General features: G+C 67.7%; 19 protein-coding genes. 15 read left to right on the top strand and 4 right to left on the bottom strand.

What is annotated here, in order from left to right; translation table 11 throughout:
- The first annotated feature begins 70 nt into the window (after positions 1-70).
- The 11 genes from ACTIFS_RS04640 (at position 71) to ACTIFS_RS04690 (ending at position 13,243) form a co-directional block, all read left to right on the top strand.
- A complete protein-coding gene (locus ACTIFS_RS04640) occupies positions 71-1,228 on the top strand; it encodes an acyl-CoA dehydrogenase family protein (RefSeq protein WP_439572868.1) in 1,158 nt (385 codons plus the stop codon).
- A gap of 39 nt (positions 1,229-1,267) precedes the next feature.
- A complete protein-coding gene (locus tag ACTIFS_RS04645) occupies positions 1,268-2,479 on the top strand; it encodes an acetyl-CoA C-acetyltransferase (RefSeq protein ID WP_439572869.1) in 1,212 nt (403 codons plus the stop codon).
- A 14-nt stretch (positions 2,480-2,493) separates the two neighbouring features.
- On the top strand, positions 2,494-4,704 hold the full coding sequence (locus tag ACTIFS_RS04650) for an FAD-dependent oxidoreductase (protein WP_439572870.1): 2,211 nt from the start codon (positions 2,494-2,496) through the stop codon (positions 4,702-4,704).
- A gap of 407 nt (positions 4,705-5,111) precedes the next feature.
- Complete coding sequence (locus ACTIFS_RS04655; RefSeq protein WP_439572871.1) at positions 5,112-5,672, top strand: F0F1 ATP synthase subunit delta; 561 nt, start codon at positions 5,112-5,114, stop codon at positions 5,670-5,672.
- A complete protein-coding gene (gene atpA / locus ACTIFS_RS04660) occupies positions 5,672-7,201 on the top strand; it encodes a F0F1 ATP synthase subunit alpha (protein ID WP_439572872.1) in 1,530 nt (509 codons plus the stop codon). Before ACTIFS_RS04655 ends, atpA begins: the two co-directional genes overlap by 1 nt.
- A 10-nt stretch (positions 7,202-7,211) precedes the next feature.
- The gene (locus ACTIFS_RS04665) at positions 7,212-7,664 is read left to right on the top strand and encodes a PH domain-containing protein (protein ID WP_439572873.1); all 453 of its coding nucleotides are present in this window, start codon (positions 7,212-7,214) and stop codon (positions 7,662-7,664) included.
- Entirely contained in the window at positions 7,664-8,533 is an 870-nt protein-coding gene (locus ACTIFS_RS04670; protein WP_439572874.1) for a F0F1 ATP synthase subunit gamma, read from the top strand. Before ACTIFS_RS04665 ends, ACTIFS_RS04670 begins: the two co-directional genes overlap by 1 nt.
- A gap of 31 nt (positions 8,534-8,564) precedes the next feature.
- Positions 8,565-10,022, top strand: a complete 1,458-nt coding sequence (atpD, locus tag ACTIFS_RS04675) for a F0F1 ATP synthase subunit beta (RefSeq protein ID WP_439572875.1) — start codon at positions 8,565-8,567, stop codon at positions 10,020-10,022.
- A gap of 247 nt (positions 10,023-10,269) precedes the next feature.
- Positions 10,270-10,683 (top strand): F0F1 ATP synthase subunit epsilon, encoded by a 414-nt coding sequence (locus tag ACTIFS_RS04680; protein ID WP_439572876.1) that lies wholly within the window; start codon positions 10,270-10,272, stop codon positions 10,681-10,683.
- Between the two features lie 143 nt (positions 10,684-10,826).
- On the top strand, positions 10,827-12,119 hold the full coding sequence (locus ACTIFS_RS04685) for a glycerate kinase type-2 family protein (RefSeq protein WP_439572877.1): 1,293 nt from the start codon (positions 10,827-10,829) through the stop codon (positions 12,117-12,119).
- 83 nt (positions 12,120-12,202) lie between these two features.
- Positions 12,203-13,243 (top strand): putative 2-aminoethylphosphonate ABC transporter substrate-binding protein, encoded by a 1,041-nt coding sequence (locus tag ACTIFS_RS04690; protein WP_439572878.1) that lies wholly within the window; start codon positions 12,203-12,205, stop codon positions 13,241-13,243.
- 13 nt (positions 13,244-13,256) lie between these two features.
- Here the strand turns inward: ACTIFS_RS04690 and ACTIFS_RS04695 are convergent, their stop codons facing one another.
- Both ACTIFS_RS04695 and ACTIFS_RS04700 read right to left on the bottom strand, forming a co-directional pair.
- Positions 13,257-13,457 (bottom strand): heavy-metal-associated domain-containing protein, encoded by a 201-nt coding sequence (locus tag ACTIFS_RS04695; RefSeq protein WP_439572879.1) that lies wholly within the window; start codon positions 13,455-13,457, stop codon positions 13,257-13,259.
- 109 nt (positions 13,458-13,566) lie between these two features.
- The gene (locus ACTIFS_RS04700; protein ID WP_439572880.1) at positions 13,567-14,553 is read right to left on the bottom strand and encodes a tripartite tricarboxylate transporter substrate-binding protein; all 987 of its coding nucleotides are present in this window, start codon (positions 14,551-14,553) and stop codon (positions 13,567-13,569) included.
- A 97-nt stretch (positions 14,554-14,650) separates the two neighbouring features.
- Between ACTIFS_RS04700 and ACTIFS_RS04705 the strand changes: the two genes are divergently transcribed.
- The 3 genes from ACTIFS_RS04705 (at position 14,651) to ACTIFS_RS04715 (ending at position 17,589) form a co-directional block, all read left to right on the top strand.
- The gene (locus ACTIFS_RS04705) at positions 14,651-15,580 is read left to right on the top strand and encodes an alpha/beta fold hydrolase (RefSeq protein ID WP_439572881.1); all 930 of its coding nucleotides are present in this window, start codon (positions 14,651-14,653) and stop codon (positions 15,578-15,580) included.
- A gap of 88 nt (positions 15,581-15,668) precedes the next feature.
- Positions 15,669-16,745 carry a tartrate dehydrogenase gene (locus tag ACTIFS_RS04710; RefSeq protein WP_439572882.1) on the top strand — a complete coding sequence of 359 codons (1,077 nt, stop codon included), beginning with the start codon at positions 15,669-15,671 and terminating at the stop codon, positions 16,743-16,745.
- Between the two features lie 100 nt (positions 16,746-16,845).
- Positions 16,846-17,589 carry a TerC family protein gene (locus ACTIFS_RS04715; RefSeq protein WP_439572883.1) on the top strand — a complete coding sequence of 248 codons (744 nt, stop codon included), beginning with the start codon at positions 16,846-16,848 and terminating at the stop codon, positions 17,587-17,589.
- Between the two features lie 8 nt (positions 17,590-17,597).
- Here the strand turns inward: ACTIFS_RS04715 and recF are convergent, their stop codons facing one another.
- Positions 17,598-18,779, bottom strand: a complete 1,182-nt coding sequence (gene recF, locus ACTIFS_RS04720; RefSeq protein ID WP_439572884.1) for a DNA replication/repair protein RecF — start codon at positions 18,777-18,779, stop codon at positions 17,598-17,600.
- Positions 18,780-18,869: 90 nt separating this feature from the next.
- Here recF and ACTIFS_RS04725 point away from each other — a divergent pair, with 90 nt between their 5' ends.
- Positions 18,870-19,376, top strand: a complete 507-nt coding sequence (locus ACTIFS_RS04725; protein WP_439572885.1) for a DUF1993 domain-containing protein — start codon at positions 18,870-18,872, stop codon at positions 19,374-19,376.
- 25 nt (positions 19,377-19,401) lie between these two features.
- Here the strand turns inward: ACTIFS_RS04725 and ACTIFS_RS04730 are convergent, their stop codons facing one another.
- On the bottom strand, positions 19,402-19,935 hold the full coding sequence (locus ACTIFS_RS04730) for an L-2-amino-thiazoline-4-carboxylic acid hydrolase (RefSeq protein WP_439572886.1): 534 nt from the start codon (positions 19,933-19,935) through the stop codon (positions 19,402-19,404).
- Positions 19,936-20,026: the final 91 nt, after the last annotated feature.

Here is a 20,026-nt window from a genome sequence, read left to right on the forward strand (position 1 = left end):
GGTGGCGCGGCTTCGATGGTGTAACAGCACGCCCCCGCCCGACAGCGAAGAACGATCAGGGAGACCCCGCATGAGTGCGCTCGATCTGCCGAAGCCGGCCTGGTGGACCGACGAGCATTCGATGCTCGCCGAGAGCACCCGGTCGTTCCTTCACAAGGAATTCGTGCCCCATCTCGACCGCTGGTCGGAGGCGGGCATTATGGACCGCGAGGCCTGGACCAAGGCCGCCGATGCCGGCCTGCTCTCGGCCTCGATCCCCGAGGAATATGGCGGCGCCGGCGGCGACTACAGCCATGAGGCGGTCATCGCCCACGAGATCGGCCTTGCCGGTGCGGATTCGTGGGGCTGGGCCATCCACGGCCCGATCGTCGCGCCCTACATCCTCCACTACGGCACGGAGGAGCAGAAGAAGAACTGGCTGCCCAAGATGGCGACCGGCGAGCTTGTCGCGGCCCTCGCCATGACCGAGCCGGGTGCCGGCTCCGACGTGCAGGGCATCCGCACCAAGGCCGAGCGCTCCGGCAACGGCTGGGTGCTCAACGGCTCGAAGACCTTCATCACCAACGGCCAGCACGCCAACATGGTCGTGGTGGCGGCCAAGACCGATCCGTCTGCGGGGGCGAAAGGCACCTCGCTTTTCGTCGTCGAGACCGACAACGCGCCCGGCTTCCGGCGCGGGCGCAAGCTCAAGAAGCTCGGCCTCGACTGGGCCGACACATCCGAACTGTTCTTCGACGACATGAAGCTGCCGGCCGAGGCCCTGCTCGGCCCCGAACCCAACCAGGGCTTCTACCAGATGATGCGCTCGCTGCCGCAGGAGCGGCTGACCATCGGCGGCGCTGCGGTTGCGATGATGGAGCGTGCGCTCACCCTGACCATTGCCTATGTCAAGGAGCGCAAGGCCTTCGGCAAGCCGGTGATGGACTTCCAGAACACCCAGTTCGAACTGGCCGACATGAAGACCGAGGCCACCATGGCCAAGGCCTTCTACGACACCTGTGTCGGGCTCCATATCGAGGGCCGCTGCGACACCGCCACCGCGTCCATGGTCAAGTACAAGCTGTCCGACCTGCAGAACACCATCGTCGACCGCTGCCTCCAGCTGTTCGGAGGCTACGGCTTCATGGACGAATATCCGATCTCGCGCATGTACCGGGACGCGCGCATCCAGCGCATCTATGGCGGCACCAACGAGATCATGAAGCTGCTCATCGCGCGCACGCTCTGACGCCGCGCCCCCACGATCCGAACGGGAGAGGAACCCGCCATGACCGACGTCTTCGTCTATGACCATGTCCGCACACCGCGCGGCAAGGGCAAGTCCGATGGCTCCCTCCACGAGGTGACGGCCGTCGAACTCGCCGCCACGGCGCTGCGCGCAATCCGTGACCGCAGCGGCCTCGACACCGCCCGCCTGCTCGACGACGTGGTCATGGGCTGCGTCGATCCGGTCGGCGAGGCGGGCGGCGACATCGCCCGCATCGCCGCCCTGAAGGCCGGCTATGGCGACGAGGTCCCCGGCATCCAGATCAACCGCTTCTGCGCCTCCGGCCTCGACGCGGTGAACTTCGCGGCGGCCCAGGTCATGGCCGGCCAGCACGACCTGGTGATCGGCGGCGGGGTGGAGAGCATGTCGCGCGTCGGCATGGGCGCCTCTGGCGGCGCCTGGCCGGTCGATCCGTCGGTCGCGATCCCCACCTATTTCATGCCGCAGGGCATCTCGGCCGACCTGATCGCCACCAAATACGGCTTCTCGCGCGACGACGTGGACGCCTATGCCGTGGAGAGCCAGAACCGCGCCGCCCGCTCCTGGCAGGAAGGCCGGTTCAAGAACTCGGTCGTGCCGGTGAAGGACATCAACGGCATCACCATCCTCGACCGCGACGAGCACATGCGGCCCTCGACCACGATGCAGTCGCTGGCGAGCCTCAACCCGTCCTTCGTGATGATGGGCGAGGCGGCCGGCTTCGACGCGGTGGCCGTCCAGGCCCATCCGGATGTTGAGAGCGTCATCCACGTTCACCACGCCGGCAATTCCTCCGGCATCGTCGATGGCGCGGCCGCCGTCCTCATGGGCAATGCCGAGGCCGGCAAGGCGGCGGGCCTGAAGCCCCGCGCCCGCATCCGCGCCTTTGCCAATATCGGCTCCGAGCCGGCGATCATGCTCACCGGCCCGATCGACGTGACGCGCAAGCTTCTGAAGAAGGCCGGCATGACGCTGGCCGACATCGACCTGTTCGAACTGAACGAGGCCTTTGCCTCGGTCGTGCTGCGCTACATGCAGGCGCTCGACATTCCGCACGACAAGATGAACGTCTGCGGTGGCGCCATCGCCATGGGCCATCCGCTCGGCGCGACCGGCGCTATGATCCTCGGAACCGTGCTCGACGAACTGGAGCGCACCGGCAAATCCACTGCCCTCGTGACGCTCTGCATCGGCGCCGGCATGGGCACCGCCACGATCATCGAGCGCGTGTGAGAGGAGACAGGACCATGAACCTCAAGAACTTCACCTGGTCTGTCGATGCCGACGGCATCGCCCTTCTCACCTGGGACATGAAGGACAAGTCGATGAATGTCATCGACGAGTCCGTCGGCCATGACCTGAACGCGGCCATCGACGGGGCCGTCGCCGACCCGGCGGTCAAGGGCGTCGTCATCGCCTCGGCCAAGGACACTTTCTCGGCCGGCGCTGACCTCACCATGCTGGAGGGGCTCGGCAAGACCTTCCGCGAGGCCATCAAGGCCAAGGGTCCGGAAGCGGCGATGGTCGATTTCTTCGAGCAGAGCCGGTCCTACTCGCTGGTGCTGCGCAAGCTCGAGACCTGCGGCAAGCCCTTCGTGGCAGCCATCAACGGCATGTGCCTTGGCGGCGGCTTCGAGATCGCGCTCGCCTGTCACGCGCGCGTCGCCTCCGACAATCCAAAGCTGCGCGTCGGGCTTCCCGAGGTGAAGGTCGGGCTCTTCCCCGGCGCCGGCGGCACCCAGCGCGTGCCGCGCATGGCCGACATCCAGTCGGCGCTGCAGATGCTCCTGAAGGGCGACCAGCTCAAGGCCGACCGGGCCAAGGCGATGAACCTGATCGACGACGTCGTGCCGGCTGCCAACCTCGTGGAGGCCGCAAAGGCGCGCCTGAAGGCCGGTGTCGATCCCGTCAAGCCCTGGGACAAGCCGAAGTTCAAGCTGCCCTCCGGCCCGATCTATTCGGCCGGCGGCATGATGGTCTGGCCGCCCGCCAGCGCGCTCTACCGCAAGGAGACCTACGACAATTATCCGGGCGCGCGCGCCATCCTCAGCTGCGTCTATGAAGGCCTGCTGGTGCCGATGGACACGGCGCTGCGGATCGAATCGCGCTATTTCGCCCATGTGCTGCGCCAGCCGCAGGCGCAGGCGATGATCCGCTCGCTGTTCGTCTCCATGGGCGCTCTGGCCAAGGGCCTGCGCCGGCCTGCCGGCGTTCCCGCCAGCCAGTTGAAGACGGTCGGCGTGATCGGGGCCGGTTTCATGGGCGCGGGCATCGCCTATGTCTCGGCGCAGGCCGGCATGGACGTGGTGCTCGTCGATCGCGACGTGGAGGCCGCCGAGAAGGGCAAGGCCTATTCGCACAAGCTGATGACCGACCAGGTCAACAAGGGCCGCGCCACCTCGGCGCAGCGTGAGGCGCTGCTGGCGAAGATCACCACCACCGCCGATTTCGCCGACCTGAAGGACGTCGACCTCGTCATCGAGGCGGTGTTCGAGGACCCGGCGGTGAAGGCCGACGTGATCCGGAAGGCCGAGGCCGCCATCCGTCCGGACGTGGTCTTTGCCTCCAACACCTCGACCCTGCCGATCACCGGGCTGGCGGAAAGCTCGGTCCGGCCGGATCAGTTCATCGGCATCCACTTCTTCTCGCCGGTCGACAAGATGATGCTGGTCGAGACGATCCTGGCCGAGAAGACCGGCGACAAGGCGCTGGCGGTGGCGCTCGACTACGTCAAGGCGATCCGGAAGACCCCGATCGTGGTCAATGACACCCGTGGCTTCTACGTGAACCGCTGTGTCGGCAACTACATCAAGGAAGCCCACCTGATGGTGATGGAGGGCGTGCCCCCCGTCATGATCGACAATCTTGCCAAGCAGGCCGGCATGCCGGTCGGCCCGCTCACCCTCAACGACGAGGTCGCCATCGACCTCGGCCTCAAGATCCTGAAGGCCACCAAGGCGCAGGTCGGTGCCCAGTCGGTCGACCCGCAGCAGGAGAAGCTGCTCACCTTCCTGGTGGAACAGGAGGGCCGGGTCGGCAAGAAGGCGCAGAAGGGCTTCTACGACTATCCCGCCGGCGGCAAGAAGAAGACGATCTGGCCGGGGCTGAAGGCCTTCGTCGGCATGCAGCAGGACCCCGACACGGTCGACCGGCAGGAGATCATCGACCGCCTGCTCGTCACCACCGCGCTGGAAGCAGCCCGCTGCGTCGAGGAGGGCGTGGTCACCGATCCGCGCGAGGCCGATGTCGGCTCCATCCTCGGCTTCGGCTTCGCGCCCTGGTCCGGCGGCACGCTGAGCTATATCGATTCGATGGGGGCGAAGGCCTTCGTCGCGAAATGCGACGCGCTGGCGTCGAAGTTCGGCGACCGCTTCACCCCCAACGCGCTGCTGCGCGAGATGGCGGCCAGCGGCGAGACCTTCTATGGCCGGATGGCGCCGAAGAAGGCCGCGGCCTGACGCCATCGGACGACGAATAGCGATCGGCGCGGGCGGCTTCGGCCGCCCGTGGTCGTTTCAGGGCCCGCCAGCGAACCGACGTCGCGCGCGGTCCGATGCGGCTGGGGCGTCAGGCCCTGGGCCCGCCAGCCTGACGTGGTCATTTCCGTCCGATCGCCGGCATCGCCGCGTCATTCCGCCGCTGACCCGGCGCTTTGCACCCTGCAGTGCACAGGAACCCGGCTTTCGTGGCGTTGCACCATCGAAATGCCTGTGCTAACGGACACGCGGCTTCCGGGGGCAGGCTTACGCACGCAGGGTCCCGGGACAGGATTTTCCCAGTCGAGCCAACGGTTTGTGATCATGCTGCAGCGTCTCTGCGGCAGTTGCGCAAGCCGCGGCCCGGCGCCTGATGCGCGAGAGACGCGGTGGCTGGCGAAGACAAGACCGTTTCCGGCATGGCGGGGCGTTATGCCTCAGCCCTTTTTGATCTGGCGACCGAAGCGGGTCAGGTGGATCAGGTCCAGGCCGATCTCGGCCGGTTCCAGACGCTGCTCGAGGGTTCCGACGATCTCAGGCGGCTGGTGAAGAGCCCGGTCTTCTCGGCGGAAGACCAGCTCAAGGCGATCAAGGCCGTCATCGACAAGGCCGGCATCGGCGGGCTCGCTGGCAATCTCCTCAAGGTCGTGGCCTCGAACCGGCGCCTGTTCGCCGTCGAGGGCATCATCCGCGGCTATTCCGCCCTCGTCGCCCAGTCGCGCGGCGAGGTGACGGCCCAGGTTACCGTGGCCGAGGGACTTTCGGCCGCCAATGCAAAAACGCTCTCCGCCGCGCTCAAGGACGTGCTCGGCAAGGAGCCCAGGATCGACGTGAAGGTAGACCCGGCCATTCTTGGCGGGCTGATCGTGAAGGTCGGCTCACGGATGGTCGACACGTCCCTTCGCACCAAGCTCAACGCGATTAGAACCGCCATGAAAGAGGTCGGCTGATGGACATCCGCGCCGCTGAAATCTCTGCGATCCTGAAGGACCAGATCAAGAACTTCGGCCAGGAGGCGGAGGTCTCCGAGGTCGGCCAGGTGCTGTCCGTCGGTGACGGTATCGCCCGCGTCTACGGCCTCGACAATGTCCAGGCCGGCGAGATGGTCGAGTTCGACAACGGCATCCGCGGCATGGCCCTGAACCTCGAGGTCGACAATGTCGGCATCGTGCTGTTCGGCGCCGACCGCGACATCAAGGAAGGCGACACCGTCAAGCGCACCGGCGCCATCGTCGACGTGCCGGTCGGCAAGGGCCTGCTCGGCCGCGTGGTCGATGCCCTCGGCAATCCGATCGATGGCAAGGGCCCGATCGTCGCCGACAAGCGTTCGCGCGTCGACGTCAAGGCGCCGGGCATCATTCCGCGCAAGTCGGTCCACGAGCCGATGGCCACCGGCCTGAAGTCGATCGACGCGCTGATCCCGATCGGCCGCGGCCAGCGCGAGCTGATCATCGGCGACCGCCAGACCGGCAAGACCGCGATCGCGCTCGACACCATCCTCAACCAGAAGCCGCTGAACGTGGAAGGCGCCGACGAGCAGCAGAAGCTCTACTGCGTCTATGTCGCCATCGGCCAGAAGCGCTCGACGGTCGCCCAGTTCGTCAAGGCGCTGGAGGAGAACGGCGCCCTCGAATATTCGATCGTCATCGCCGCAACCGCTTCCGACCCGGCGCCGATGCAGTTCCTGGCGCCCTTCTCGGGCTGCGCCATGGGCGAGTTCTTCCGCGACAACGGCATGCACGCCGTCATCATCTATGACGACCTGTCCAAGCAGGCGGTCGCCTATCGCCAGATGTCGCTGCTGCTGCGCCGCCCGCCGGGCCGCGAGGCCTATCCGGGCGACGTGTTCTATCTGCACTCCCGCCTGCTCGAGCGCGCCGCCAAGATGGGCGACGAGGCCGGCAAGGGCTCGCTGACCGCGCTTCCCGTCATCGAGACGCAGGCCAACGACGTCTCCGCCTATATCCCGACCAACGTGATCTCCATCACCGACGGCCAGATCTTCCTGGAGACCGACCTGTTCTTCCAGGGCATCCGCCCGGCGGTGAACGTCGGCCTCTCGGTGTCGCGCGTCGGCTCCTCGGCCCAGACCAAGGCGATGAAGAAGGTTGCCGGCAAGATCAAGGGCGAGCTCGCCCAGTATCGCGAGATGGCCGCCTTCGCCCAGTTCGGCTCGGACCTCGACGCCACGACGCAGCGCCTGCTCAACCGCGGCGCGCGCCTGACCGAGCTGCTGAAGCAGAATCAGTATTCGCCGCTCAAGATGGAAGAGCAGGTGGCGGTGATCTGGGCCGGCACCAACGGCTATCTCGACGCCCTGCCGCTCAACCGCGTGAAGGCTTTCGAGGAGGGTCTGCTCGCGCGGCTGCGCGCCGAGGGTTCGATCCTCGAATCGATCCGGACGTCGAAGGACCTCGCCGACGACGTCGCGGCGAAGCTGAAGACGACCGTGCAGGACTTCGCGGCCTCGTTCAGCTGAGCGGGATCGCATGAGCTACGTCAGCGACAGCCTGGGGCCGGGCGAGACCATCGTCCACGAGGCGACCATCCACTGGGTCGTCTATGTCTGGCCCCTTGTTGCGGTGATCGTGGCTCTGCCGGTCGCCTGGGGCTTCTGGCCCTGGGGCGGTCTGGCCCTGGCGGCCGCGGTGCTCTGGCTCGCGGTGGCCTGGTTCCTGAGCCGGACGACGGAGCTGGCAGTCACCTCGCGCAAGGTGGTGGCCAAATGGGGCTTCATCGCCCGCTCCACCATCGAGCAGCGGCTCGAAAAGGTCGACTCGGTTGCGGTCGACCAGACTTTTCTGGGTCGCGTTCTCGACTTCGGGAATGTGACCGTGCATGGGACGGGCATCAACGCCACGCCCATCAAGATGATCGCGGATCCTTTGGCCTTCCGCCGCAAGGTTGAACAGGCCATCGAAGCCAGAAGGGACGTCGGCTGATGCCGAGCTTGAAGGACCTCCGGAACCGCATCGCCTCGGTCAAGGCGACGCAGAAGATCACCAAGGCCATGCAGATGGTGGCCGCGGCGAAGCTGAAGCGTGCGCAGACCGCTGCCGAGGCGGCCCGTCCCTATGCCCTGAAGATGGAGGCGGTGCTCTCCAACCTCGCCGGCTCCGTGTCCGGTTCCGACGCGCCGCGCCTTCTCGCCGGCACGGGCCGGAACGAGGTCCATCTGCTGGTCGTCGCAACCGCCGAGCGCGGCCTGTGCGGCGCCTTCAACACCTCCATCGTGCGCCTCGCGCGCGAGCGCGCCCTGGCCCTGCAGGCCGAGGGCAAGACCGTCAAGTTCCTCTGCGTCGGTCGCAAGGGCTACGATCTGATCCGCCGCCAGTTCGACAGGCAGATCGTCGGCTTCATCGAGTTCCGTGCGATCAAGCAGCTGTCCTATGCCCAGGCCGAGCAGGTCGGCGCCAAGGTGCTCGAACTGTTCGAGGCCGGCGAGTTCGACATCGCCACCCTGTTCTTCTCGCGGTTCCGGTCGGTGATCTCGCAGATCCCGACCGCCCAGCAGATCGTCCCGGCCCAGGTCACGGGCGGGGAGGGCGGCACCACCACCCCTTACGAGTTCGAGCCCGGCGAGGGCGAGATTCTCGCCGACCTGCTGCCCCGCAACGTCACCGTGCAGATCTTCAAGGCCATCCTTGAGAACGCGGCCTCCGAGCAGGGTGCGCGCATGTCCTCCATGGACAACGCCACGCGCAATGCCGGCGAGATGATCAAGAAGCAGACGCTCAAGTACAACCGCGCGCGTCAGGCGATGATCACCAAGGAACTCATCGAAATCATCTCGGGCGCCGAGGCGCTCTGAGCTTCCAAAGATCAAGTCGAGGACCCTCACAATGGCTAAGAAAGCGACGAGCGCGAAGGCGGCCCCGGCAGGCGGCAAGGCTGGCCGGATCACCCAGGTCATCGGCGCCGTGGTCGACGTGCAGTTCGACGAGCACCTGCCGCAGATCCTGAACGCGCTGGAGACCAGCAACAACGGCGCGCGCATGGTCCTCGAGGTTGCCCAGCACCTCGGCGAGAACACCGTGCGCTGCATCGCCATGGACACGTCCGAGGGTCTCGTCCGCGGCCAGCCGGTCACCGATACCGGCCAGCCGATCGCCGTGCCCGTCGGCCCGGAGACGCTTGGCCGCATCCTCAACGTCATCGGTGAGCCGATCGACGAGGCAGGTCCCGTCAAGACCGATCGCAGCCGCGCCATCCACCAGCCGGCTCCCTCGTTCTCCGAGCAGTCGACCGAAGCGGAAATCCTCGTCACCGGCATCAAGGTCGTCGACCTGCTCGCACCCTACGCCAAGGGCGGCAAGATCGGCCTGTTCGGCGGCGCCGGCGTCGGCAAGACCGTGCTGATCCAGGAGCTCATCAACAACGTCGCCAAGGCCCATGGCGGCTATTCGGTGTTCGCCGGCGTCGGCGAGCGCACCCGCGAGGGCAACGACCTCTATCACGAGTTCATCGAATCGGGCGTCAACAAGAAGGGCGGCGGCGAAGGCTCCAAATGCGCCCTGGTGTTCGGCCAGATGAACGAGCCGCCCGGTGCGCGCGCGCGCGTCGCCCTGTCGGGCCTCACCATCGCGGAAGACTTCCGCGACCAGGGCCAGGACGTGCTGTTCTTCGTCGACAACATCTTCCGCTTCACCCAGGCGGGTTCGGAAGTGTCGGCGCTCCTCGGCCGCATCCCCTCGGCGGTGGGCTACCAGCCGACCCTTGCCACCGACATGGGCGCGCTGCAGGAGCGCATCACCACCACCCAGAAGGGCTCGATCACCTCGGTCCAGGCCATCTACGTTCCGGCCGACGACCTCACCGACCCGGCGCCGGCCACCTCCTTCGCCCACCTCGACGCGACGACCGTGCTCAACCGCTCGATCGCCGAGAAGGGCATCTACCCGGCGGTGGACCCGCTCGACTCGACCTCGCGCATGCTCGACCCCCGCGTCATCGGCGACGAGCACTATGCGGTTGCCCGCAAGGTCCAGCAGACCCTCCAGCGCTACAAGTCGCTGCAGGACATCATCGCCATTCTCGGCATGGACGAGCTGTCGGAAGAGGACAAGCTGACGGTGGCCCGCGCCCGCAAGGTCGAGCGCTTCCTGTCCCAGCCCTTCTTCGTCGCCGAAGTTTTCACCGGCGCGCCGGGCAAGTTCGTCGACATCAAGGACACCATCAAGGGGTTCTCCGATCTCGTCGACGGCAAGTATGACCACCTCCCCGAGGCCGCCTTCTACATGGTCGGCACCATCGAGGAAGCCGTCGAGAAGGGCCGCAGGCTCGCCGCCGAGGCGGCGTAAGCGTGACGGACGGACCGGATTTCGCCCCGGGCGAGAAGGTCCGTCTGCTGAGATTGGATACCGCGTTCTTCTCAGGTCTCGACGAGAGGGACGCAATGCGGCTCAAGGGTCTTGTCGGTCGGGTTTGGACCGTCGAGACCCGAACCCCGCACGGCTTGATCGAGTTGGTGTTCCAGCATTCCGCAGGCGAAGTAACGCCGCTGGAATGGGTCTGCGTTCCCTGCTCTTGGATTGAACGGGTGTAGTCATGGCCACCTTCCACTTCGAACTGGTTTCGCCCGAGCGGCAGCTCTTCTCGGGGGACGTCGAGCAGGTTGTCGTGCCGGGCTCAGAGGGCGATTTCGGCGTGCTCGCCGGTCACGCGCCCTTCGTCTCGACGCTGCGGCCGGGCATCCTGACCATCCACGGCGAGGGTCAGGCCAAGCGCCTCTACGTCCGCGGCGGCTTTGCCGAGGTCTCCGAGGCCGGCCTCACCGTGCTGGCCGAGCGGGCCACCCCGGTCGAGGACCTGCACGCCGACCAGATCGACCGCGAGATCAAGGATGCCGAGGACGATCTCGCCGACGCCAGGGACGACATTTCGAAATCGAAGGCCATGGAGAAGCTCGACCAGCTTCGCGGCGTGAAGTCCGTTCTGGCGACCGCCGGCTCGACGCACTGATCGCCGACCGCCGGCCATTCCGGTTTCAGCACAGGCCGCCTCCGGGCGGCCTTTTGCATTTTGGGTCTGACAGCCGTCAGCGCCTTGGACATGACCAAGCTTCCGGACATGACGAAGCCTTCGGCAGCGGCTAATCAGTCGTCATGACCGACCATGCCGATCCCCGCGCCTTTCTCCTCTCGCTCGGCCAGGCCGCGATCAAGGCGGCGCTGCCCGACCGAATCGCCGATCACCTCCCGCCCGTGCCCGAGGGTCGCACGGTCGTGGTGGGCGCCGGCAAGGCGGCGGCCAGCATGGCGGCGGCCTTCGAGAAGCTGTGGCCCGCGCCGCTGGAGGGCACGGTCGTCACCCGTTACGGCCATGCGGTGCCCTCAGCGCGCATCGAGGTTCTGGAGGCCTCCCATCCCGTGCCGGACGAGGCCGGTCTTTCGGCCACGCGGCGCATCCTCTCGCGGCTGGAGGGGCTGACCGGGGACGATCTCGTCGTCGCCCTCATCTCCGGCGGCGGCTCGGCCCTTCTCGCCCTGCCGGGCGGCGACCTGTCGCTGGAGGACCTGAAGGCGGTGAACGCGGCCCTGCTCGCCTCCGGTGCCGACATTACCGCCATGAACTGCGTGAGGAAGCACGTCTCGGCGATCGCCGGCGGGCGGCTGGCGGCGGCCGCCCATCCGGCCAAGGTCGTCACCCTCGCCATCTCCGACGTGCCGGGCGACGACCCCGCCGTCATCGCCTCGGGGCCGACCGTGCCGGACCCGACCACGCGGGAAGAGGCCCTCGCCATCGTCGCTCGCTACCGCATGGACCTGCCGGCCGCGGTCATGCGGCATCTTCAGAGCCCGGCCTCGGAAAGCCCCAAGCCCGGCCATCCGGCCTTCGCGGCCGGCAGCGATGTGCGGCTCATCGCGCGCCCCGTGGAAAGCCTGAGGGCTGCGGCGCGAATCGGCGAGGCGGCAGGTCTCAGGACGCTGGTGCTCGGCGACACGATCGAGGGCGAGGCCCGCGACGTGGCGCAGGTTCACGCAGCGCTTGCCCGCTCCGTGCTTGAGCACGGGCTGCCCTTTTCCGCGCCGCTGCTGATCCTGTCGGGCGGCGAGACCACCGTGACGCTGCCGAAAGACCGTCCCACGGGCCGCGGCGGCCGGAACTCGGAATTCGCACTGGCCTTTGCTGCCGCGATCCAGCCGCTGGCGCCGGCCCTGCGCGACCGCATCCATGCCATGGCGATCGACACGGACGGGATCGACGGCGTGGAGGCCAATGCCGGCGCCGTCGTGACCCCTGCGCTGATGGCGGCGGCCGAGGCAGGGGGGCTGTCGCTGCGTGCCTTTCTCGATCGCCACGACGGCTTCGGCTTCTTCGCAGCGGTGGACGGCCTCATCGTCACCGGACCGACACACACCAATGTCAACGATATCCGCGCCGTACTGATCGTGTGACCACCAGCCGGCACGTGTCCTGCATCGCAAAGTGCGCTAGGATGCGCATCGGTGTCGCAGACCTGACGGGCGGAGGGCCAGGCATGCGGTTGCGGCGAGTGTGGGTCGCGGTTCTGGCAGTGGCGGCAATGGCTGTCGGCATCGGCGCGCCGCTGGCGCAGGACCGCACGCGGGTGACGCTCTACACCTCCATCGAGACCGACCAGCTTTCCGTGTTCAAGCAGGCCATCGAGAAGGACCTGCCGGAGATCGACATCAACTGGGTGCGGGATTCCACCGGGGTCATCACCGCCAGGGTGCTCGCCGAGCGTGCCAGCCCCCGGGCCGACATGATCTTCGGGCTGGCCGCGACCAGCCTGATCCTGTTCGCCGGCGAGAACCTGCTGGAACCCTACAAGCCGAAGGGCGCGGACGAGTTGAAGCCCGCCTTCCGCGATGCCAACGATCCCTATCTGTGGACAGGCATGGATGCCTATGTCGGCGCCCTGTGCTTCAACACCGAGGAGGCGCGAAAGGTCGGCGCCCCGCCGCCGCGCGCCTGGCGCGACCTGCTGCGGCCCGAGTTCCGCAACCGCATCGTCATGCCGCACCCGGCCTCGTCCGGCACCGGCTTCCTGATGGTCGCCGGCTGGCTCCAGAGCATGGGCGAGGAGGCCGGCTGGCGGTTCATGGAGGACCTGCACCAGAACGTCGCGCTTTACACCCATTCGGGCAGCGCGCCCTGCGTGCAGGCGGCCCGCGGCGAACGGGTGGTGGGGCTTTCGTTCGACATGCGCGGTGCCCGCGAGAAGTCGCAAGGGGCGCCGCTGGAAGTCATCCTCCCGCAGGATGGCGTGGGCTGGGAGATGGAGGCCTTCGCCATCGTCCGCGACCGGCCGAGCGCTCAGGCCGCGGCGGTCCGGCGCATCGCCGACTGGGCCACCAGCCGGCGGGCCAACGAGATCTATGCGCAGTTCTATGCCGTCGTCGCGCGCGCGGGCGTCGGGTCTCCACCGGAGAACTATCCGGAAGGTGTCGAGGCGCGCATGGTGACCAACGACTTCTCCTGGATGGCGCAGAACCGCGACCGGATCCTGATGGAATGGTCGATCCGCTTCGACCGGCGGATGCCGGGCCGCAACTGAGCGGGACCGGTCTTCAGGCCGGCCGGGCCTCGTAGCCGGCAGCCGTCACGGCCTGCGCCAGCCTGTCCGCCTCGGCGCTCGTCGATCCGACCTCGACGCGTCCTGTTGCGAGATCGACCGCCACGCTGGCAGCGGGATCGATCCGCCTGATGACCCGTTCGACAGCGGCCGAACAGCCCGAGCAGGTCATGCCGTCAACCTGAAGCGTGATCATGGGAAATGGTCTCCGGAGCGGCGACCGGGGGTTTAGCCCGGCCGCGCGTCTCGTGTGGAAGAGGCCCCTGTCCGGCTGGACCGGAGCCAGGTTCATCGGCCCTGTCTGCTCAGTTGCCGGCGGTCACGCCGGCAGCGCGGATGACCGGGGTCCACTTGGCGATTTCTGCCTCCATAAACGCCCGAAGGCCGTCGGGGGTGGCAAGGTTCTCGGCCGGCAGGTCGGCGCCGAGATCAGCAAGACGGGTGCGGACATTGGCATCGGCCAGCGCGGCCCGCAGCGCCTCGTTCAGGCGCGCGACGATCGGGGCCGGCGTGCCCTTGGGCGCCAGCATCGCATTCCAGACGACGACCTGGTAGTTCGGCAGGCCGGCCTCCGTGGTGGTCGGGACGTCCGGCAGCGCGCCGTTGCGGTTGGCCTGGGCGACGGCGAAGGCCTTGATGGTGCCGGCTCGAACCTGCGGGGCGACGTTCACGACCTGGTCGCACATGTAGTCGACCTGGCCGCCGACGAGGTCGTTCATGGCCGGGCCCGTGCCGCGATAGGGCACGGACTGGGGCTTCACGCCGATGATCGCGTGCAGCAGCAGGCAGGTGGTGTGGCTGACCGAGCCGATGCCGGCATGGGCATTGTTGGCCGAGCGCTCGTTGGCCTTCAGCCAGGCGGCGAACTCGCTGAGATTGCTCGCCGGCAGGTCCTTCTTGGCGACCAGCAGGATGGCATTGGTGTTGACCAGGCCGATCGGCGCGAAATCGGTCAGCGGGTTGTAGCGCAGGTTCGGATAGAGCGCGACGGAGGCGGCATTCGTGCCGGTATGGCCGATCATGATCGTGTGGCCGTCGGGCTGGGCGCCGGTCAGCCGGGTCGAGCCGGTGGTGCCGCCGGCACCCGCCACGTTCTCGATCACGACGGTCTGGCCGAGATTTTTCGACATGGCCTCCGCGACGATGCGCCCGACGACGTCGGTCGGTCCACCCGCCGCGAAGGGGATGATCATGACGACGGGGCGGGCGGGAAAGGTCTGGGCGGTGGCCGGCGCGATCCCGGCGGCAAGCGCGGTGGCGGCAATGGCAGTGACAAGGTGGCGTCGGTTCATTGGCGTCCTCTATGGTGGCTTTGTCCGGGCATGAGACCCAACCGAGCGGGTTCCCGGTCCCCTTCAACACCTAGCACTCCCCCGACACGAGGCAAGGATGACAGGCCAGTCGCACGATCAGAACGACGCGATCACTCCGGTGGCGGTCACCGATGCCCTGTTCCCCGGCTTCCGGATGCTGGACGTGCCGGCAGCAGGCGCCACCATCCGGCTGAGGACCGGCGGGTCGGGGCCGCCGCTGCTCCTTCTCCACGGCTATCCCCAGACCCATGTCCTCTGGCACAGGGTTGCCCCGCGGCTCGCCGAACGGTTCACCGTGGTGGCGGCCGACCTGCGCGGCTATGGCGACAGTTCCAAGCCGCAAACCACCGCGGACCATGCGCCCTATTCCAAGCGCGCCATGGCTCAGGACATGGTCGAGGCCATGGCAGCCCTCGGCCATGCCCGCTACTCGATCGCAGCCCATGACCGCGGCGCGCGCGTCGCCCACCGTCTCGCGCTCGACCACCCGCAGCGCGTGGAGCGCCTCGCCGTGCTCGACATCGCGCCGACGCGGGAAATGTATCGCGACACCACTGATGCCTTCGCCCGTGCCTATTGGCACTGGTTCTTCCTGATCCAGCCGGCGCCCCTCCCCGAGCGCATGATCGGCGCCGACCCGGACGGTTACTGGCTGAAGAAATGCGGCTCGGGCCCGGGAGGGCTCTCGGTGTTCTCGGCCGAGGCGCTGGCCGAATATCTCCGGTGCTTCCGCGATCCGGCGGCGATCCATGCAAGCTGCGAGGACTATCGCGCTGCTGCGACGATCGACATCGCCCATGACGATGCCGATGGCGGGCGCAAGGTCGACTGCCCGCTTCTCGTGCTGTGGGGCCGCGACGGCGTCATCGAGCGCTGCTTCGATGCGCTGGCCCTGTGGCGCGAACGGGCAAGCGACGTGCGCGGCCATGCGCTGCCGGGCGGGCACTATCTGGCCGAGGAGCGTCCCGACGAGGTTGCTGCCGAACTCGAGGCCTTCTTCGGCTGACGGCGCCGGGCAGCCGCGCGGCCGGCCCCATTGCCGGGCCGGGGCGACCCGGCTAATGCCACTTCCGGCACGAGAACCGGAGGAACCCATGGCCCGCTCCAACACCTATACGCTCGCCGTCATTCCCGGCGATGGCATCGGCAAGGAGGTGATGCCGGAGGGCCTGCGCGTTCTGGAGGCTGCCGCGCGCAAGTATCGCTTCTCGGTCGATCTCCAGCACCACGACTTCTCGTCCTTCGACTATTACGAGCAGCACGGCCGCATGATGCCGGAGGACTGGAAGGCGCGGATCGGCGGATCGGACGCCATCTTCTTCGGCGCCGTCGGCATGCCGGACAAGATTCCGGACCACATCTCGCTGTGGGGCTCGCTGCTGATGATGCGCCGCGAGTTCGACCAGTACGTCAACCTGCGGCCGGTCAAGCTGATGCCGGGCGTGCCGGCGCCGCTGGCCAACCGCAAGCCGGGCGAGATCGATTTCTTCGTCGTGCGCGAGAACACCGAGGGGGAATATTCCTCCATCGGTGGGCGCATGTTCCACGGCACCGAGCGCGAGTTCGTCGTCCAGGAGACGGTGATGACGCGGATCGGCGTCGACCGCATCCTGAAATATGCCTTCGAACTGGCCATGAAGCGCCCGCGCCGCAAGCTGACCAGCGCGACCAAGTCCAACGGCATCTCGATCACCATGCCCTATTGGGACGAGCGCGTGGCCGAGATGAAGAAGGCCTATCCCGACGTGGCGGTGGACCAGTATCACATCGACATCCTGACCGCCCATTTCGTGCTGAACCCGGACCGTTTCGACGTGGTCGTGGCGTCCAACCTGTTCGGAGACATCCTCTCCGATCTTGGGCCGGCCTGCACGGGCACCATCGGCATCGCGCCGTCTGGCAACATCAATCCGGACCGCAAGTTCCCCTCGCTGTTCGAGCCGGTCCATGGCTCGGCGCCGGACATTGCCGGGCAGGGCATCGCCAATCCGGTCGGCCAGATCTGGTCGGCGGCGATGATGCTCGACCATCTCGGCGAGCCGGAGGCGGCCGCCGCCATCGTGCGCGCCATCGAGGAGGTGCTTGCCAGGCCCGATTACCGCACGCGCGACCTTGGTGGCGCTGCCGACACGGTGGCCTGCGGCAAGGCCATCGCCGATGCGGTCTCCTGACCGAATTCGCACTGGAAATTGGCGCAGGACACGCTAAGACCCTGCCGGTAACAGATCCGGCCGTGACCGGACGCAACGCGAGCTGCGGGAAGTAGGTTCAATGGACAGCCAGTTCTGGGTCGGTCTCATTCAGATCATCTGGATCGACATCCTCCTCTCGGGCGATAACGCGGTGGTCATCGCGCTCGCCTGCCGCGGGCTGCCCGAAAAACAGCGCAGGATCGGCATCATGCTGGGCGCGGGGGCCGCCGTCGGCCTGCGCATCCTGTTCGCGCTCGTCATCACCTATATGCTCGCGGTTCCCTTCCTGAAGGTGATTGGCGGCCTCCTGCTGTTCTGGATCGCGGTGAAGCTGATCGTCGGGGAGGAGGACCACGGCGGCGGGCATGGCAACATTGCCGAGACGGACAATCTTTGGCGCGCGGTCCGCACCATTGCCATCGCCGATGCCGTGATGAGCCTCGACAACGTCATCGCCATCGCGGCGGCGGCCCACGGCAATGTCTGGCTGTTCGTCTTCGGCCTTGCCCTGACCATTCCGCTGATCGTCTTCGGTTCGACCCTGATCCTCGGCATGATCGAGCGCTACCCGCTCATCGTCTGGGCGGGCGCGGCCCTGCTCGGCTGGATCGCCGGCGAGATGATCCTCTCCGATCCCGTGGTGCTGCGCCAGCTCGTGGCCTGGGGCACCGGCCTCGCGGTCCCGGTCGAGGTCACCCAGACCTATCCCATTGGACTGAAACCAGTCGCCATCGCCCATTACGGATCGGCGGTGGTGGGTGCGGCCATCGTGCTGGCCATCGGCTGGCAGCTGCGGCGGCGGCGGGACGAACGGGCGGCCTGACGGCCGCTTCAACTCCGCCCGGCCGGACCGATCCGGCCGGGCGTGACGGACAGGATGTCGGCGCGGCTCTTCAGGCTCTCGAAGGCGGCCGGATCGGCGCCGGTCATCCAGACCTGTGCCCCGAGGCCTTCGAGGGCGCCATAGAGGGCGGCGCGCCGCTCCGGGTCGAGATGGGCCGCCACCTCGTCGAGCAGCACGACGGGCGTGAAGCCGGCCATGTCGGCCACCAGCCGCGCGTGAGCCAGGACCAGTCCGATCAGCAACGCCTTCTGCTGGCCCGTCGAGCAGCGCTCGGCGGGGGCCGACGACGGGCCATGATGGGCGATGAGGTCGGTCAGGTGAGGGCCCTGCGTGGTCCGGCTGGCCGCGCGGTCGCGGGACCGGTGCGCGCGCAGCACATCCCGGTAGTCATTCTCCACATCCAGCGCCGGGCGGGTCAGAACGGCGGCCTCCACCGCTCCGTCGAGGGCAAGTGCCGCCCAGGGGAAGGGCGAGGCGGGGTCCCGGGTCGCCTCGATCAGCGAGGCGAGGCGCCGAACGGTCTCTGCGCGGGCGGCGGCCACCGCCACCGCAAGCTCGGCCGTCTCGTGCTCGACCGCCTCCAGCCAGGCCGGGTCGGGCGCCATCTCCTCCAGCAGGCGGTTGCGGGCGCGCAACGAGCGCTCCAGCGCATTGACCCGCGCGCCATGCTCGGCATCGACTGCCAGCACCAGTCGGTCGAGAAAGCGCCGGCGCTCGCCTGCCGAACCCATGAACAGGCCGTCCATGGCCGGTGTCAGCCAGACGACACGCACATGCTCGGCAAAGGCGGTGGCCGAGGAGACCGGCACGCGGTCGATCCGGCAAAGCCGCGAGCGGGTCTCGACCTCGCCGGCCTCGATGCCGGTGCCGAGGACCGTCTCGCCCCAGGGGCCCTCGACCGTGGCATTCACCGCCCAGCCGCCGTCACCTTGGTCGAAGGCGGCTTCGTCAAGGGTGGCGCGCCTGAGCCCCCGGCCGGGCGCGAGGAAGGACAGCGCCTCCAGCACATTGGTCTTGCCGGCACCGTTCGGCCCGACCAGCGCGACCAGCGGCGCCTCGGGCGCGAGCGAGGCGGCCGCATAGGTGCGGAAGCGCGACAGTCCGATCCGCGTCACCCGGCAGCGGGCGACCGGCGTCTCGGCGAGGGTTCGCGGAATCGCAATCGTCATGCCCCTTCTTGCCCCATGGCGAAGCCGCGGCGCGACAACTAAATGAGCCTCGCCCGCATCGGGCGACGCCCCCCAGAGGATTCCCTGCTCATGTCCGTCCAGCCCTTCTCCGTCCCCGTCTTCGTCCGGATGCTGACCAACCTGTCCGGCTGGCTCGACAAGGCCGCCGCCTTTGCCGAGGCGAAGAAGGTCGATCCGAAGGTGCTGCTGGACTCGCGGCTGGCCCCCGACATGTTCCCGCTGGTGCGGCAGGTGCAGCTTGCCACCGACTTCGCCAAGGCCGGTGCTGGCCGACTGGCCGGCGTGGAACTGCCGAAATATCCGGACGTGGAGACCACGATCGAGGAGCTGAAGCAGCGCATCCAGACGACGATCAGCTTCGTCACCAGCCAGGATGCGGCGGCACTCGATGCCGGCGCCGACCGCGACATCACCCTGACGATCGCCGGCGCGCCGCTGACGCTGAAGGGGCAGACCTATCTCGCCCACCTCGCCATGCCGAACTTCTATTTCCACGTGACGACCGCCTACGCCATCCTGCGCCACAACGGCGTGGACCTCGGCAAGCGCGATTTCGTCGGCAATCCGGCCGGCTGAGACCGGGATCCGGCAGGCCGGCGGGTCAGGCCGCCGGCTTGCCGTCCTCCTCGTAGCTGAAGCGGAAGTCGCAGTGGCTGGCGCCCTGCATGATGGTCTGCGTGCGCTCCAGCTTCAGCTTCGGGTCATAGCCCTCGCAGAAGGTGCCGTCGCGCTGGCAGGACAGCAGGTGGCCGATCTCGCCGAGGCCCATCGCCTTGTACATTTCCGAATACCGGCAGCGGACGACGTTGAACGCATAGGTGCTGTCGGACCGGCCGACCTCCTTGACCTCCAGCGCGCCGTCGGCGGTCCAGAGCGGCTGCATGGCGATGAAGCCCTGCAGCGAGGTGCCGTCTGGAGACTGTTCGGCGAAGCGGCGGGCCTGCTCGATGGCGGACCGGCGCACCGCCTCCGCCACGGTCTTCTGCGCGGCCTCGGTCCCGATATTGGCCTTCAGCGTGTCGTAGACATGCTTGAGGATCTCGGCCTCGATCCGGCGCTTCTCCAGCATCGACAGGCCGGCCGGATGGGCCGGCGGCTGGCTGGTGCTGGTGCCTGCGGTCGTGCTGGCGCTCATCGGTGCCTCCCTGGAACGATTTCAGGGTGGCAGGCAAGCGCCAATCGCCGGAGCGCGCAAGCCCCGCAGTTGCATGGCGCGAAAGCGTGAA

Origin of the sequence: Phreatobacter sp. (assembly GCF_051860605.1) — a bacterium.
GTDB lineage: Bacteria > Pseudomonadota > Alphaproteobacteria > Rhizobiales > Phreatobacteraceae > Phreatobacter.